The sequence below is a fragment of the Microbacterium sediminicola genome (assembly GCF_039531125.1).
Taxonomy (GTDB): domain Bacteria; phylum Actinomycetota; class Actinomycetes; order Actinomycetales; family Microbacteriaceae; genus Microbacterium; species Microbacterium sediminicola.
Map to the genome: position 1 here is coordinate 809,138 of NZ_BAAAPL010000002.1, position 15,167 is coordinate 824,304.

14 protein-coding genes are annotated in these 15,167 nt (G+C 68.2%); 10 read left to right on the top strand and 4 right to left on the bottom strand.

From position 1 onward, the window contains the following. Positions 1-6: 6 nt before the first annotated feature. Positions 7-1,506 (top strand): FAD-dependent oxidoreductase, encoded by a 1,500-nt coding sequence (locus ABD206_RS12395; protein ID WP_344073028.1) that lies wholly within the window; start codon positions 7-9, stop codon positions 1,504-1,506. Next, entirely contained in the window at positions 1,493-2,566 is a 1,074-nt protein-coding gene (locus tag ABD206_RS12400; RefSeq protein WP_344073030.1) for a Rieske 2Fe-2S domain-containing protein, read from the top strand. Before ABD206_RS12395 ends, ABD206_RS12400 begins: the two co-directional genes overlap by 14 nt. Before the next feature lie 73 nt (positions 2,567-2,639). Here the strand turns inward: ABD206_RS12400 and ABD206_RS12405 are convergent, their stop codons facing one another. Together ABD206_RS12405 and ABD206_RS12410 are read right to left on the bottom strand one after the other, a co-directional pair. After that, a complete protein-coding gene (locus tag ABD206_RS12405; RefSeq protein ID WP_344073032.1) occupies positions 2,640-3,542 on the bottom strand; it encodes an amidohydrolase family protein in 903 nt (300 codons plus the stop codon). Beyond that, a complete protein-coding gene (locus ABD206_RS12410; RefSeq protein ID WP_344073034.1) occupies positions 3,539-4,897 on the bottom strand; it encodes an NtaA/DmoA family FMN-dependent monooxygenase in 1,359 nt (452 codons plus the stop codon). Before ABD206_RS12410 ends, ABD206_RS12405 begins: the two co-directional genes overlap by 4 nt. Before the next feature lie 111 nt (positions 4,898-5,008). Here ABD206_RS12410 and ABD206_RS12415 point away from each other — a divergent pair, with 111 nt between their 5' ends. Then, on the top strand, positions 5,009-6,022 hold the full coding sequence (locus ABD206_RS12415) for an aldo/keto reductase (protein WP_344073036.1): 1,014 nt from the start codon (positions 5,009-5,011) through the stop codon (positions 6,020-6,022). A 15-nt stretch (positions 6,023-6,037) separates the two neighbouring features. Here the strand turns inward: ABD206_RS12415 and ABD206_RS12420 are convergent, their stop codons facing one another. Next, positions 6,038-6,823, bottom strand: coding sequence for a GntR family transcriptional regulator (locus ABD206_RS12420; protein WP_344073038.1), 786 nt, complete (start codon positions 6,821-6,823; stop codon positions 6,038-6,040). Positions 6,824-6,959: 136 nt separating this feature from the next. Here ABD206_RS12420 and ABD206_RS12425 point away from each other — a divergent pair, with 136 nt between their 5' ends. The 7 genes from ABD206_RS12425 (at position 6,960) to add (ending at position 14,520) form a co-directional block, all read left to right on the top strand. Next, a complete protein-coding gene (locus tag ABD206_RS12425; protein ID WP_344073040.1) occupies positions 6,960-7,964 on the top strand; it encodes a carbohydrate kinase family protein in 1,005 nt (334 codons plus the stop codon). Continuing rightward, the gene (locus ABD206_RS12430; protein WP_344073042.1) at positions 7,961-8,533 is read left to right on the top strand and encodes a TIGR00725 family protein; all 573 of its coding nucleotides are present in this window, start codon (positions 7,961-7,963) and stop codon (positions 8,531-8,533) included. Before ABD206_RS12425 ends, ABD206_RS12430 begins: the two co-directional genes overlap by 4 nt. 79 nt (positions 8,534-8,612) lie before the next feature. Beyond that, positions 8,613-9,695: a BMP family lipoprotein gene (locus ABD206_RS12435; RefSeq protein ID WP_344073044.1), complete on the top strand. Its 1,083-nt coding sequence runs from the start codon at positions 8,613-8,615 to the stop codon at positions 9,693-9,695. A gap of 65 nt (positions 9,696-9,760) precedes the next feature. Further along, positions 9,761-11,311: an ABC transporter ATP-binding protein gene (locus ABD206_RS12440; RefSeq protein ID WP_344073046.1), complete on the top strand. Its 1,551-nt coding sequence runs from the start codon at positions 9,761-9,763 to the stop codon at positions 11,309-11,311. Next, positions 11,308-12,621 (top strand): ABC transporter permease, encoded by a 1,314-nt coding sequence (locus ABD206_RS12445; RefSeq protein ID WP_344073048.1) that lies wholly within the window; start codon positions 11,308-11,310, stop codon positions 12,619-12,621. The genes ABD206_RS12440 and ABD206_RS12445 overlap by 4 nt, the downstream gene beginning before the upstream one ends. Beyond that, positions 12,618-13,538: an ABC transporter permease gene (locus ABD206_RS12450; protein WP_344073050.1), complete on the top strand. Its 921-nt coding sequence runs from the start codon at positions 12,618-12,620 to the stop codon at positions 13,536-13,538. The genes ABD206_RS12445 and ABD206_RS12450 overlap by 4 nt, the downstream gene beginning before the upstream one ends. Then, on the top strand, positions 13,531-14,520 hold the full coding sequence (add, locus tag ABD206_RS12455; protein ID WP_344073052.1) for an adenosine deaminase: 990 nt from the start codon (positions 13,531-13,533) through the stop codon (positions 14,518-14,520). The genes ABD206_RS12450 and add overlap by 8 nt, the downstream gene beginning before the upstream one ends. On the opposite strand, the gene ABD206_RS12460 is transcribed toward add, so the two are convergent. Continuing rightward, complete coding sequence (locus ABD206_RS12460; protein WP_344073055.1) at positions 14,505-15,029, bottom strand: MarR family winged helix-turn-helix transcriptional regulator; 525 nt, start codon at positions 15,027-15,029, stop codon at positions 14,505-14,507. The genes add and ABD206_RS12460 overlap by 16 nt on opposite strands. Positions 15,030-15,167: the final 138 nt, after the last annotated feature.

Sequence of the window (15,167 nt, forward strand, 5' to 3'; positions counted from 1 at the left end):
CGGACAGTGCCACACGTCATCACGCCCGAGTGCTGCTCCGACGCGAGCTGTGTTCAGGTATGCCCTGTCAACGCGATCCATCCGGCGCCCAACGAGCCGGATTTCGGAATGACCGAGATGCTGTACATCGACCCGCAGACGTGTATCGACTGCGGTGCATGCGTCGATGCCTGCCCGATCGGGGTCATATTCGACGGAGCACAGCTCGGCGGCGCGCAGAAGAAGTTCGCAGAGGTCAATGCGAACTACTTCGAGCGCGAACGACCGCTGCTTCCCCTCTACGTCCTCCCGCCCGCGCGTACGCCTGAGCCTGCGCGCCTGCGCGTGGCGATCGTGGGGGCAGGTCCTTCCGGACACTTCGTGGCCGAGGAGCTGCTCCGCCGCGCCGACGTCACCATCGACATCTTCGACCGTGACGAGGTGCCGTTCGGTCTGGCGCGCACCGGAGTTGCGGCTGATCACGTGCGCACGAGGATGATGCAGCGCGAGTTCGACCGGATCGGTCGTGACCCGCGGGTGTCGTACAAGCTCGGCGTCAACGTCGGCATCGACATTCCCATGAACGCGCTCAGAGAGGAATATGACGCCGTCTTCCTCGCCCACGGAGCGTCCCAGAGTCGCAGGCTTCCTGTCGATGGAGCCGACGCTGTCAACGTCGTGGGTGCGGTCGATTTCGCACAGTGGTACAACGGGGCAGGCATCGCCCCCTTCGAAGAAGGCCTGCGCCCACGGAAGCTCGTCGTCGTCGGTGGCGGAAATGTCGCACTCGACATTGCGCGTATGGTCCTTCTCGATGAGCCGGAGCTTGCTGCCTCGGATGCGCCTGCGGCAGTGGTCGACACCATCGCCGCGTGGGGACTTCGTGAAGTGGATGTGCTCATCCGCGGCGGCATCGGCGATGCGGCCTTCACGGTCGGGCAGTTCGTGGCGTTGGAAGGTCTCCACGGTGTGGCGATCGACATCGCGAACGATGATGTCGATCGCGCGGTGCGCGACGGCGTCGCTCATGACCCGTCGAGCGACTACGGACAGAAGGTGGCCGCAGCAGCGGGCTACTCGCGCGCACCGCGCGCGACCGGTGACAAGGTGTTGCGTTTCCGCTTCCATACCGGGACGCAGGCGGTCCTGTCGGATACGGAAGGTCGCGTCCGTGGGCTGCGTGTCAGCTCTGACAGCGCCGGGGAGGCCGATCTCGATGCCGACCTGGTGGTGGTGGCGCTGGGATCACGGCCGGAGGTGATCGACGGCGCGCCGACGATCGGTGATCAGGGCATCGTATGCCACACCGAGGGTAGGGTGACCGACTCTGTCCAGGGGAGTCCGCTGCGCGGTCTCTACGTCGTCGGCTGGGCCGGAGGGGGTGCGCGCGGCGGCATCGGATCCCACCGCACCGGCGCCGACCGCTGCGTCTCTGCCTTCATAGAAGATTTCATTCCCGAGACCGTGGGGGCGACCACGCCCGCGTCCACGTCGACAACAAGAGGAGAGCACCATGTCGCAGGTTGATCAGTTCGCAGACCTCGAGAGCTTCCGCGAGGCTCGGCACGAGGGGCCCACTCATCTGGTGATTTCGGAGCACCCGCTGTTCCGACGGTTCTGGTACGCGATCGGATTCAGCTCGGAATTCGAGGCGCGGCCCGAACGCCGTCGCGTCCTGAGCCAGGACATCGTCGTGTGGAGGCCCTCGGAGGGTGCCCCCGTCAGCGTCGCCTACGACCGCTGTGGACATCGAGACGCGCCGTTGTCGCTGGGAGAGGTCGTCGACTGCCGCTTGGTGTGCATGTATCACGGGTGGGAGTGGGACGCGGACGGGACGACCCAGCGCATCCCGCAGTTCCCGGATTCGCGGATTCCCGTCAAGAGCAGTCTTCGTATGGTCAACTCGGACGAGAAGTACGGAATGGTGTGGGTGTGTCTCGCCGACGATGAAGAGGGCGGGCCGATTGCAGGGATTCCGCCGCTGCCGGAGTACAGCGAGGAAGGATGGCGAGTGATCCCGGAGCGCGCCTGGGAGTTCGAGTGCTCCGCCATGCACCTCCTCGAGAACAACTTCGACCCCGGCCACGTCTCGTTTGTGCACGCGAACAGCTTCGGGGACCGGAACAACCCCGAGCTGACGGATGGCACGGCAGAGCGCACCGACTACGGCATCCTGATGAAGGCGGACGTCCCGGTCCGCGCGCGCCCCGGAGAGACGGGGGAGTCCATGAGGATCTCCCTGTCGAAGTTCTACGCGCCGTTCTTCGGGTCGATCCGGACGACGTTCCCCGATGGTCTCGTTCAGGTCATGGTGAAGGCCATCACGCCGATCGACGACTTCCGCTCTGTCAACGTCCAAATCGTCCTCCGCAACGACAAGGAATCCGACATGCCCGCGTCGAAGGTGCTGGCCTTCGACGATGTCGCGGAAGACGAAGACAAGGTGATCCTCAACTCGCTTCCCAAGGAGTTCCCCATCGCTCGCCACCTCAATGCGCACGCACACGCGGACCGCACCTCGCTGGCGATTCGCGCGGTGTGGCAGGAGATGATGCTCGGGCGGTTTGTCCCCACGTACGAGGACTGAGAAATCGCGAAGGGGCCGGAGGGAGTCGATCTCTCCGGCCCCTTCGCGTGTCACCCGTGTCGCGCGCTCCCGTTCAGCTCGCGGGTCCGACGGAGCGGCCGTCGACCAGCACCGTGCGTGCTGTGGTCCCCTCGAAGACCACCACATCTGCTTTCGCCCCCGGGCGAAGGGTGCCGAAGCGGGGGCCCGGACCGAGCATCCGCGCGAGCGTCGGCGTCGTGTCGGAGCCGACCACCAGGGTCGTTCCCGCGTGGGAGATGGCAGCGGTCGCGGATGGCGACAGGGCGCCGTCGCTGATCAGTACGGTGCGACGGGTGAGGGCACCGATCCGGTCGAGATGCGTGACCGCGGCATCTCCCTCCGCCTGCGTGACGTGGGTGTGGACCAGGGCGTCGGCGCGGATGGCGAGGTCAAGCGCATCAGCCCAGAGCGCGTCCGGGATGGCGTCGTGGGTCGCGGGGGCGATCGCGATCCGCAGGCGGCCGCGTTCGGCGCCGTGCCATTCGCGCGTCAGCCGGAGCAGGGTGTCCCACTCGTGCGCTGTCGCGGCCGCAGCATCCGACAGATCGATGCCGATCGTCGCGCGCAGGCCGACCTCGGCGGCGCACGCCAGCGCAGTTTCGGCGTGCGCGTTGCTGGCCATCGTCAGGACGGATGTGAAGCCCGCACTCACGAGTGCCTGCATCCCCGATCGGTAGGCGTGTGCCGCATCCGCGAGTGTGAGGTCCCGCTCGCGTTGCGCCCGCTCGGCGCTCGTGCAGCCGTGCTCGTCGCCCGTGAGGAGCGTGCGCCCGAGGTGGGCATGGGGGAGGACACGGCCGGCGCTCGCCGTCATGCCGGCACCGTCGATCTCGACATCCGCGGTGCGCACTGCCGGCCCCACCGAGAAGATCGCGTCGTCCTGGATCAGCAGGTCGCCCTGCTTCTCTCCCTCCGGAGTGAGAAGCAGGGCGCCTCGGATCGCGGTCGTCGTCAAGACGCGACCGTCACCTGCGGCTGCTCGGCGAACAGGCGGTCGCGCAGCGTCGTTCCCGCGGGCTGGTCGCCCAGGCGTCCGCGCCGGCGCAGCTCGGGCATGACCAGACGTGCGAAGTCGCGGATGTCTTCGGCTCCGAACAACGGGTCGACCATGATGCCGTCGAGGTCGGTGGCTTCGAGGAACTCCTCGATCTGGTCGGCGACCTCGACCGGGGTGCCGACCATCTGCGAGCCGCGGATGCCGCGCACGCGCAACTGCTCGAGGATCTCGCCGACGCTCGGCCCGGTGCCGTCGGGGCCGACGAAGCGGTCGATGTTGCTCTGGCCCATCTGGCCGACGACCTCATCGAGGGGGATCTGCGAGAGCGGCTTGGCGGGGTCGAGCGCGAGCAGGTCGATGCCGGTGTTGGAGACGAACATCGCGGCGGCGACCTCGACGGTCTGCATGTCGCGGAACTCCTGCTGGAGAGCGCGAGCATCCGCGGCATCCTCGGCGACGAAGAACGACTGGGTGGCGACGACCTTGACACTGCGGGGGTCGCGACCGTTGGCCTCGGCGCGGCGGCGGATGTCGGCGATGTTCGCCGCCATCTGCTCGGGCGCCGAGCTCTGCAGCAGCACGCAGTCGGCGTTCGCCGCGGCGAACTCCTTTCCGCGTCCCGAGGATCCTGCCTGGAAGATGACGGGCGTGCGCTGGGCCGACGGGTCGACGGTCAGGTACCCGCGCGACCGGTAGAACTGCCCTTCATGCTCGATCATGTGGAGCTTTTCGGGGTCGACGTAGACGGGTGCGCTCGGGTCGTTGACGAGGGCGCCGTCATCCCACGACTCCTCCCAGAACCGCCGCGTGAGGTCGAGGTACTCCTGTGCCATGTCGTAGCGCAGGTCGTGCTCGCGCATGCGCTCGTGCCCGAACAGGTCGGCGACGACGTTCTGGATGCTGCCGGTCACGACGTTCATGCCGAGCCGCCCGCCCGACAGGTGGTCGAGGGTCGCGAAGCGGCGTGCGGTCTCGAAGGGGTGGTGCAGGCCCGTCGTCTCCGTCACGACCAGGCCGAGGTTCGTCGTGTGCTCGGCCAGGATCGGCAGCAGCAGCTGCGGATCCATGAGCGGAAAGTTGATGCCGTAGCGCGCTGCCGCTCCGACCATCTGGCCGTCGATCGTGGGGTACCCGAACGAGTCGGCGAAGAAGAGCCAGTCGAAGCCGGCGTCGTCGAGCGTCTTCGCGAGCGAGATCCAGTGCTGCGTGTCGTGGAACTTCGTGAGGTCGCTGCGCGGATGGGTCCACGCGCTCACGCCTCGCGCGCTCGGCGAACCGAACATCTCGAAGACACCGACGTAGATGCGTTCCATCACATTCTCCCTACTTCTCAAGCTCGTGATAAGTATTGTTCATTGTTGGTCAATGACGAGAAGCGTCGTCGATCTGTTTACGCAGCCGTTACACGACACAGGGAGTCCACCATGGAAATGCGTCACCTCGGTAGTGCCGGACCCGCGGTCAGCGCGATCGGTCTCGGGACGATGTCGCTCATGACCACGAACGACGAGCGGGCGGCGGGCGAGCTGCTGGGACGTGCGCTGGATGCCGGCGTCACGCTCGTCGACACCGCGGATGTCTACGGCGACGGCGAGGTGGAGAGCGCGCTCGGGCGTCTCCTCGCCTCTCGGCGCGATGCCGTCGTGCTGGCGACGAAAGTCGGACTGCCGATGAACGGCGACCCCGAGCGTGCGGGCGGCTCGCGCCGTTGGATCGTGCGTGCGGTCGAAGACAGCCTGCGACGACTGCAGACCGATCACATCGACCTGTACCAGCTTCACCGCCCCGACCCGTCGACACCGATCGATGAGACGGTCGCGGCGTTCGACGAGCTGCGCCAGGCCGGCAAGATCCGCTGGGCGGGCTCGTCGGTGTTCCCCGCCGAAATGCTCGTGGAGTCACAGTGGGCGGCCGAGCGTCAGGGCGTCGCGCCGTTCGTGAGCGAGCAGTCGCCGTATTCGATCCTCGTGCGCGGCACCGAACGGGCGGTGCTGCCGGCCGCCCAGGCGCACGGCGTCGGCGTCATCGCGTGGAGTCCGCTCAACGGTGGATGGCTGACGGGCAAATATCGTCGCGGAGTCGCCGCGCCCGAGGGCAGTCGCGCGGCATCCGGAAACCCGTTCGTGCGCGCCGATGACGAGGCCAAGCTCGCGGTGACCGAACGACTCGCGCGCATCGCCGATGCGGCCGGGCTCTCGTTGATGCAGCTGGGGCTCGGGTGGGCGCAGGAGCATCCCGCGATCTCATCGGTGCTCGTCGGCCCGCGCACGATCGAACAGCTCGACCAGCTGCTGGCTGCGGCTCAGACCCGGCTGTCGGCGGCGACGCTGGACGCGATCGACGAGGTCGTCGCGCCGGGGACGAGCGTGGATCCGCGCAACGAGGGGTGGAGCTCACCTGCTCTCGCCGCTCCCGCGCGCCGCCGCGTCGCGAGCTGACGGCACTGAGCGCGCCTAGGGCGTCTCGAGGTCGAAAGAATCCTCAGCATCGGGGTTCTCGCCCACGGTGAGGACGACCGCGTCCAGGCGGATGAGGTACTTCGCAAGGAACACCGGTCGCCCGCTCTTGCTCAGAGTGGTGGTCAGGCTCGTCAGTCGATCGCGCGGCACATCCTTCAGCCCGACGCGTGATCCCGCCGACCCTCCCGCGCTCATCCGCCACAGCGACGGCACGCAGCGCGCGCGGAACTGCGCTCCGAGGCTGGCCAGGAGCGTCTGGTCGGCTGCCTCGGGCCGATCCACCAGTGCGAGGGGGACCGCGCCGTCGCGGGTGGGCACCAGTTCCAGAGCGGATGCGACGGGCTCGCCGTCCACACGGAACAGGCTCTCGCGACACAGGAGCTGCTCGGTGCTGTCGCCGAGCTCCAGGAGGGCGCGACTCCAGTTCGTGACATCCAGGCGTTCTGTCCGCACGACCTCGACGGTGATGGCGTTCTGCGCTCGCAGCATCTCTTCGAGCGGCGCGTTGAACGAGGGTGGGCGGGTGCCGGGGTGTGCGAGCTGCCTGCGGCGCGGGTCGGCGCCGCGCTCGATGACCCCGTCCTCCTCCAGCAGTCGGAGCGCCTCGCGCAGCACGGTCCTGCTCACGCCGAGCTCTGCGGCCAGCTCGATCTCGGGAGGAATCGTGTCGCCGGGGCGCGCCGTCTCGCGCAGGGCTTCGACGAGTCGGTCGTAGACCTGAACCGAGAGGGGTCGGCGGTCACGGACGGGCCTGACGGTGAGCACTGATTCGTCGGACAATGCACGACCTCCTTCTCGCTACATCTATGTCTAGTACGTGACCGTCGATATGACGTTCAGATTTCGAACGTAAATGACATGTAAACAACTCCTGTCTCAGCTTTGCTCATTGCTCAACAATGAACAACATGGAGGAATGAGCTCTTCCCCCATCGCGATCTGCGGATCGTTCAGCTTCGACAGCGTCATCGCGCCCGACGGCGCGCCGCTGACCGGAAAGGTCGGCGGAAACGCCTTGTGGTCGGGCCTCGGCGCCCTGATCGCCGGCGTCGCACCGCGCATCGTGACGATCATCGGGGAGGACTATCCCGAGGAGGTCGTCGAGCGGCTGACCGCCGCCGGCATCGACACCTCCGCGATCCGCCGCATCGCGCGCAGCCACCCTGTGCGCCTGACCTTCGCGCATCTCGCCGACGGGGGACGTGTCCAGCCGGTGCCGGCGGCGATGCTGGCCGGATTCGATCCTCAGACGCGCGCGCAGTTCGTCGACACCACGACCGACCCTGCCACCCTGATCCAGGGCGCCCCGCAACCGGGCGATGTCCCCGTCGAGTGGCTTGACGAGGTGGCGTACTGGCATCTTCCGCTGCTTCCCCTCGCTCGGCACCGTCCGATGGTCGCCTACCTGGCTGCGGCGCGCGGCACGCTTCACACCGACTGCCCCGCTCGCTCCGACATCCTGGGCGATCCCTACGGCAAGCTCGCCGCCACCGTCGGGCAGATCGACGTGTTCTTGCCCAGCACCTCCGACTTCGACGTCGTGGACCCCCATGTTCCGATCGATGCCGTGCTGCACCGTCTCATCGATGCCGGCGCGGGAACGATCGTCCTCAAGTCCGGTGCCGAGGGCTCCTACATCGTCGACGGCGCCGACCGCTGGCAGGTGCCCGCCCACCCGGATGCCCCCGTGGATCCGACCGGCGCGGGCGATGCCTTCTGCGGCGGCTTCCTCGCGGGCCGTGCCAGCGGTCTCAGCCTGCCGGATGCGGCAGCGCTGGGCGCCGCCGCGGCATCCTTCGCCGTCGACGTCACCGATCCCCTCGCCCTGTTGGACGTCGATCCGGCCGCCGTGCAGGAGCGTGCCCGACAGCTGCGCGCGCGTATCTCTCAGCCACAACTCATCCCCGGAGGAACCCAGTGATCAAGATCGGTGTCATCGGACGCAGCTGGCGCGAGGGAGAGCACCTCCCCGAGCACGTGCTCGAGACGGCCGAACTGGTGGGACGGGGCGTGGCCGACGCCGGCGCCGCGCTGGTCACCGGCGGCACGGCGGGCGTCATGGAAGCGGCGTGCAAGGGTGCGTTCGAAGCCGGCGGCCTCACGATCGGCTTCCTGCCCTACAACGATCCGGCCAAGGCCAACCCGTATGTCTCCCTCGTCTTCCCGACGGGCATGGGGACGATCCGCAACATCCTGACCGCACGCTGCTGCGATGCGATCGTGATGGTCGGCGGCGGAGTCGGCACCCTCAACGAGGTCACCATCGCGTACGACTCCGGTGTGCCGCTCATCGTCGTCGAAGGCTCGACGGGCTGGGCCGACCGCCTGCGCTCGACGATCGACGAGGGCATCTGGCTCGACGACCGCCGCGTCACCCCCCTCAGCTTTGCGTCCGACCCCGCCGAAGCGGTCGAGATCGCACTCACCCGTGCGCGCGAACCCCGGGCTGGCTCCCGGCTCGGCGCGTTCACGGGATGGGCCGGTCAGTAGGCCATCCCATCCAGCTCCACCGCACCGCACCACCCGTCCCATCCCTCGCACCGTCCCCCACGAACATAGGAGACCTGTCATGACAACTCGCTTCTCACGCCTGCGGCGTGCGCCCTTCGCCGCCCTCGGGCTGGTCGCGGTCAGCGCCCTCGCCCTCTCGGCCTGCTCCTCGAGCGCGGACGCAGAGCCCGCCGCCACCGACGAGGCCACCTCGGACTATGTCTGGACCATGGTCACCGACCAGGCCGGCCTGGGTGACCAGGGCTTCAACGACCTCGCCAAGCTCGGCATCGACATGAGCGCCGAAGAGCTCGGCGGCGAGGCGCAGGTTCTGCAGTCCTCCGACCAGTCGCAGTACGTCACCAACCTGCAGCAGGCGATCCAGACCGGCTCCACCGTCACCACCGGTGTCGGCTACCTGCTGGCCGACGCGATGGTCGAGGTCGCGCAGGCGAACCCCGACTCGCTGTTCACGCTCATCGACTCCGAGGCGCTGGATGCCGACGGCAACCCGCTCGACAACGTCGCAGGTGTCATCTACAAGGAGCAGGAGGCCTCCTTCCTCGCCGGAATCGTCGCCGGCATGACCACCGAGACCGACACCATCGGCTTCGTCGGCGGCATGGAGATCCCCGCCGTCCTGCGCTTCTACTCGGGCTTCGTCGCCGGCGTCGAGTCGGTGAACCCCGACGCGACCGTCACCGCTGCCTACGTCGGCAGCTTCGGTGACTCGGCCAAGGGCAAGGAGCTCGCACTGGGCTTCTATGACCAGGGTGCGGACATCGTCATGGAGGTCGCCGGCGGCAGCGGCATCGGCGTCTTCGACGCCGCGTCAGAGCTCGGCACGGGCAACTGGGTCGTCAGCACCGACACCTGCAAGATCGACCTGGCACCCGAGAACTTCCTGACCTCCGCGGTCAAGGACGTCGCCGGCACGGTGCTGCGCGAGAACACGGCAGCCGTCGAGGGCACGTTCGTCGGCGGTACCGTCCAGCTCGGCCTCGCGGACGGTGGTGTGGGCCTGTGCCAGGACAACATCGATGATCTGTCGGCCGACATCGTGAGCGTCGTCGACGAGGCGACCACCGCGATCATCGACGGCAGCCTGGTGCCGCCGGCAACGCCCGAAGAGCTCGAGACCTTCACGGCTCCCGCGCTCTGATTCCTCGAAGCGGAGGGGGCCCGACGGGCTCCCTCCGCTTCCGTCATCTCGAGAAAGACGATCACATGTCAGTGTTTGCTGTCCGGCTCAGCGGCATCACCAAGCGCTTCGGCGCGGTCATCGCCAATGAGGATGTCACCCTCTCGGTGCCCGCCGGTTCGATCCATGGTGTGTTGGGAGAGAACGGCGCCGGCAAATCCACGCTGATGAAGGTCCTCTTCGGGATGATCCGCCCCGACGAGGGGACGATCGAGATCGACGGAACCACCGTCGACCTCCGGTCCTCGGCCGATGCTCTTGCACACGGGATCGGCATGGTGCAACAGCACTTCAGCCTCATCGGCCGCTTCTCTGTCGCCGAGAACCTCATCCTCGGTCGTGGGCGTGGTGGCGTCTTCCGCCGATCGCTGCGCCGCCTCGACCTCGCCGCCGCGCGCCAGCGGACCCGCGAGCTCTCCGACCGCTTCGGCTTCGGCCTCGACCCCGACGCGCTCTGCGACGACCTCTCGGTCGGCGCGCGCCAGAAGGTCGAGATCGTCAAGGCGCTCTGGGCGGGAGCCAGTACGCTCGTGCTCGACGAGCCCACGGCGGCGTTGTCGCCGCCCGAGGCGCAAGAGCTGTACCGCCTCCTCGAGAGACTGCGCGCCGACGGCACGACGGTCATCCTCATCAGCCATAAGCTGCCCGAGGTCATGCGCCTGTGCGACGGCGTCACCGTGCTGCGCGACGGCCGTGTCGAAGGCTCGCGGGAGATCTCAGCGCACGAACGCGAACACCCGACTCCGGAGTTCGAAGCGGACCTCGTGCGTCTCATGATCGGCCGACCGAGGCCCGTCACCCCCGAGCGAGAACATCTCGGCATGCCCGCAGTCCTGAAAGTCAGCGGATTGCAGGATGGTGGCACCTTCGGCCCTGTCACGTTCGATGTCAAGGGGGGCGAGATCCTCGCCGTGGTCGGCGTCGAGGGCAACGGCCAAGGTGATCTGGTCGATCTGCTCATGGGACTTCGCCGGCCGACCGCCGGATCGATCACGCTGGACGGTGTCGAAGTCGGGCGACTGTCCACCCGTCGCCGGTTCGATGCTGGATTCGCCCACATCCCCGAAGATCGCCACGCGCGCGCCGTCGCCGATGAGCTCGATCTGATCGACAACGCGACAATCGGCTTCACCTCGGGCGCGCCGTTTGCTGGCACCCCGTTCTGGCTGTCGCGCTCGCGCCGCCGCCGGTTCACCACGGCGATCATCCGTGAACGCCGTGTGCGCGCGGGTGGAGTCGATGTGCCGCTGACAAGCCTGTCCGGCGGCAACCAGCAGAAGCTGGTCGTCGGTCGAGAACTCGCGCGCGCGCCGCGCCTGATGATCGCGGCCCAGCCCACGCGAGGCCTCGACATCGCCTCGACGGCCGCGGTCCACGAATCGCTGCTGCGCCTTCGGGCCGAAGGAGCGGGCGTGCTGCTACTGAGCCTGGACTTGGCGGAGGTCTTCGAGGTCGCCGACCGCATCGTCGTCATGCGGCAGGGGCGGCTCGTGGGCGAGGTATCCATCGAGGACGCCGACCCCGAACAACTCGGTGCCTGGATGTCGGGCGCCCGCAAGCAGGGAGAAGCAGCATGAGCGCCACGACAGATCGTCGAGCCCGACGCGCCGGTCGCATGGACGAGACGCTGCTGCGTGAGATCACCGCGGCCAACCGCACCGGGACGGCCGGATGGCGTGCCGAGTTCCTCGCGCGCGCGGGAGCGTCCGCGGGGACCACCACCGCGAAGGTGGCATCGTTCGTCGTCACCGTGGTGGCGGCCCTTCTCCTCTCCCTTCCCCTCATCAGCCTCTCCGGTGCGGACGGCGAACTCGCTCTCGAAGCTCTCGTGCGCGGAAGCTGGGGATCACCGACCGCCATCGCCGAGACCTTCGTCCAGGCCGTTCCGCTCCTGATCACGGGGCTCGCGGTGGCCATCGCCTTCCACGCGGGGTTGTTCAACATCGGTGTGGAGGGGCAGCTCGTCATCGGGGCTCTGGCCGCCGGTATCCTCGGCGCCACGCTCCCGCTCCCCGGTCCGCTCCTCCTGGTCGTGAGCCTGCTCGGGGGAGCGGCGGCCGGCGCGCTCTGGGCTCTCATCCCTGCACTGCTCAAGGCCTACCGGGGGGTTCACGAGGTCGTCACCACGATCATGATGAACTACATCGCCTTCAACGTCTCGACGTATCTCGTCTCGCCCAGTGGCCCCTTCGTCTCGGAGACCCAGCCATCGGCCACCGAGAAGATCGACGCGGCCGCGCGACTGCCGATTCTCGTCCCCGGAACGCGCCTGCACGCGGGTCTGCTCATCGCCATCGCGCTGGTGATCATCATGGCGTGGCTGCTGTTTCGCACGCCGTTCGGCTTCGGGCTGCGCCTGACCGGCGCGAACCGGCTCGCCGCCGAGGGTGCCGGTGTCCGCGTCGGTGCGACAGTGATCCGGGCCATGCTGATCTCCGGCGGTATTGCGGGGCTCGCCGGTGCCGTGCAGGTCTTCGGTCTGTTCGGTCGCTATTACGATGCGTTCTCGCCCGGCTACGGCTTCGACGCGATCGCCGTCGCCCTTCTCGGGGCACTCTCGCCCATCGGGATCGCCGCCGCGGCGCTGTTCTTCGGAACGCTGGACTCGAGTGCCGTCTACCTGCAGGCGCAGGCGGGCATGAGCCGCGAGATGGTCAGCGTCATCTCGGGACTCGTCGTCGCCTTCGTGGCAGCTCAGCCCGCCGTCCTCCGGCTGCTGCGCTCCTGGCGTGCGCGCCGCGCGCTCCGCCGGGACAAGGGAGAGGCGGTCGCGGACCGCCCGAGCGGTGAGATCACGCACGCGATCGACACCGTGCTCCCGCCGCCCCTGGCCGATGCCAACGATGAGATGTCCCGATCGCTCGCCGAGAATGAGGCCCCCCGATGAGTATCTTCACCATCTCCCTCGTCGTTGCGGCGATCCATCTGGCCGTCCCGATCATCCTGCCCCTGCTCGGCGGGCTCATCAGCGAGCGCAGCGGTGTCATGAACATCGCCCTCGAAGGCATGATGCTGGTGGGCGCCCTCACCGCGGTCGTGTTCTCGTTCCTGACGGGGAGTGCCTGGCTGGGAATGCTCGCCGCGATCGTCGCCGGAGGTGTCTCCGGCGCAGCGCTCGCCTTCATGACCGTCACGCTGCGCGGTAATCAGGTCGTGGCCTCGACGGCGATCAACCTCATCGGCGCCGGGGTCACGGCCGCTCTCGTCCCGATCATCTGGGGCGTGGACGGCATCTCGCCGAGCGTCGACAAGATCACGCCCCTCGAGATTCCGGGACTGTCGGCGATCCCCGTCGTCGGTGCGCTGTTCGCGCAGCTCACGCTCGTCGACTACGGCGTGCTCGCGCTCGTCTTCCTCGTGTGGTGGGTGCTGTTCCACACGGATCTGGGTCTCCGGGTCCGCGCGTGCGGAGAGTCCGCCGAGGCCGCGGACTCCGCCGGCATCGACGTCGTGCGCACGCGCTGGGGTGCCGTGGTGTTCTCGGGCGTGTTCGCAGCCATCGGCGGCGCGTACCTTTCGATCGTGGTGCTCGACGCCTTCCAAGCGGGCATGACCCAGGGGCGCGGATACCTCGCGCTCGCCGCCCTGGTGTTCGGCAAGTGGCGCGTCTGGCCGGCGGTTGCCGCCTGCGTCGTGTTCGGCTTCGCGGATGCCATCGCGCTGCGCTCGCAGATCGTGTCGCCCGACATCCCGCACAATCTTCTACAGGCGATGCCGTACATCCTGGCGCTGGTGGCGCTGGCGACGTTCGTCGGCAAGGGCACCGCGCCCGCCGCCGTAGGAAAGGAGTTCGCCCGTGCCTGAGCGGACGCTGGCCCACCTGCCCAAAGCGCACCTGCACGTGCACTTCGAAGAGACGGTCCGGCAGTCGACCCTGGGTGAGTTCGCGCAGGAACTGGGAAAGCCGATCCCGCGGATGACGGATTTCACGTCATTCATCGAGTTCGACGAGCTGTGTCAGGCTGCGATCGACGTCATGCGCACCCCCGCCCACCTGCGGCGGATGGTGATCGAGATGGCAGAGGACGCCGCGGCCCAGGGTGCCGTGTGGATCGAGCCCGCCGTCTGGCTGCCACTGCACCGGACCTTCATCGGCACCGACGAGGAGACGCTCGAGATCCTGCTCGACGCCAGCCGTGAGGCGACAGCCCAGACCGGCGTCGGGATCGGATGGCTCCTCGCCATCAACCGCAACGAGGATCCCGCGCAGGCACTGGAGCAGGCGGAGATCGCCCGCCGCTGGGAGGGCAGAGGTGTCGTCGCGCTCGGGCTGCACAATGACGAGTCCCGGTTCCCTGCGGAGGATTTCGTCGCCGCGTTCGCCGCCATCGACGGCACCGGTCTGCTGCGTGCACCGCACGCGGGCGAGCTCGCGGGCGCCGAGAGCGTGCGGCGCAGCATCGAGGACCTGGGCGCCCACCGCATCCAGCACGGCATCCGCGCCATCGAAGATCCCGATGTCATCGCTCTTGTGCGCGAGCGTGGTGTGTGTCTCGACGTCTGCCCGACCTCGAACGTCATCCTCGAAACCGTCGCCGATCTGGCCGAGCACCCGCTGCCGGCTCTGGTGGAGACCGGCGTGGCGATCAGCATCAACGCCGACGACCCGGTCAGCTTCGGCTGCGACCTGCTCAGCGAGTATGAACTGTGCCGCGACGTCTTCGGGTTCGATGACGAGGTGATCGCCGAGTTCGCGCGCACCTCTCTGCGGCACTCCGCCGCACCCGCGGAGCTCATCGAGGCCGGGCTCGCCGGGATCGAGCGCTGGCTTCAGACCTCCGACTGACTCCCCGCAACGGCATCCGGAGCGCCGCGTCCGGCGAGTGACTGGAGGGCGGCGAGAAGCTCGTCCGCATCCGGGGCGGCGGCGAAGAACTCTGCGTCCCAGGCATCCATCGCCACGACGGCCTTCTCGGCGATCGCCCGCCCGTGGTCGGTGACGCGGAGAGCCTTGCCGCGCGGATCATCGGGGTGTGTGGTGCGCTCGATCAGGGCGTTCCGCTCGAGGACCTTGATGATCTGCGAGGTCATGACCTCCCCGACGCCCGCATGTTCTGCGACCTGGCGCTGGTTGGGCATCGTGCCGTCACGGCCCAGCCACCACGCCGACGTCAGGAGTAGCGCCTGCCCGTGGGTGAGGTCGAAGGGCTCGAGCGCGGCCGCGACCCCGCGCTGCCACCGCAGCGTCGTGTGCCACAGCATGAAGCCGAGGCTGCGGCCCGCCGAGTGGTCGCGCAGCGCTTCCCGAATATCGCGCTCTCCGGCGTCGGGGTGCTTCACGTTGTCGATGCTCACGAGTCCTCCACCAGGTCACTCTGCCATGCGCGAACGATGTCGCCGTGCCATGCGCGAACGATGTCGCCGTGCCAGTGCGGGAGCGATGTCGCGCGACTATCGCAGGAGTGAAACACGTGTGTAACAGGGGCGCTCTAC

Bases quoted from the DNA above. Each gene is read 5' to 3' on its own strand.
- ABD206_RS12450 (WP_344073050.1), top strand. From the start codon at position 12,618: ATGAGTATCTTCACCATCTCCCTCGTCGTTGCGGCGATCCATCTGGCC.
- ABD206_RS12440 (WP_344073046.1), top strand. From the start codon at position 9,761: ATGTCAGTGTTTGCTGTCCGGCTCAGCGGCATCACCAAGCGCTTCGGC.
- ABD206_RS12435 (WP_344073044.1), top strand. From the start codon at position 8,613: ATGACAACTCGCTTCTCACGCCTGCGGCGTGCGCCCTTCGCCGCCCTC.
- ABD206_RS12415 (WP_344073036.1), top strand. From the start codon at position 5,009: ATGGAAATGCGTCACCTCGGTAGTGCCGGACCCGCGGTCAGCGCGATC.
- ABD206_RS12425 (WP_344073040.1), top strand. From the start codon at position 6,960: ATGAGCTCTTCCCCCATCGCGATCTGCGGATCGTTCAGCTTCGACAGC.
- ABD206_RS12445 (WP_344073048.1), top strand. From the start codon at position 11,308: ATGAGCGCCACGACAGATCGTCGAGCCCGACGCGCCGGTCGCATGGAC.
- ABD206_RS12410 (WP_344073034.1), bottom strand. From the start codon at position 4,897: ATGGAACGCATCTACGTCGGTGTCTTCGAGATGTTCGGTTCGCCGAGC.
- ABD206_RS12400 (WP_344073030.1), top strand. From the start codon at position 1,493: ATGTCGCAGGTTGATCAGTTCGCAGACCTCGAGAGCTTCCGCGAGGCT.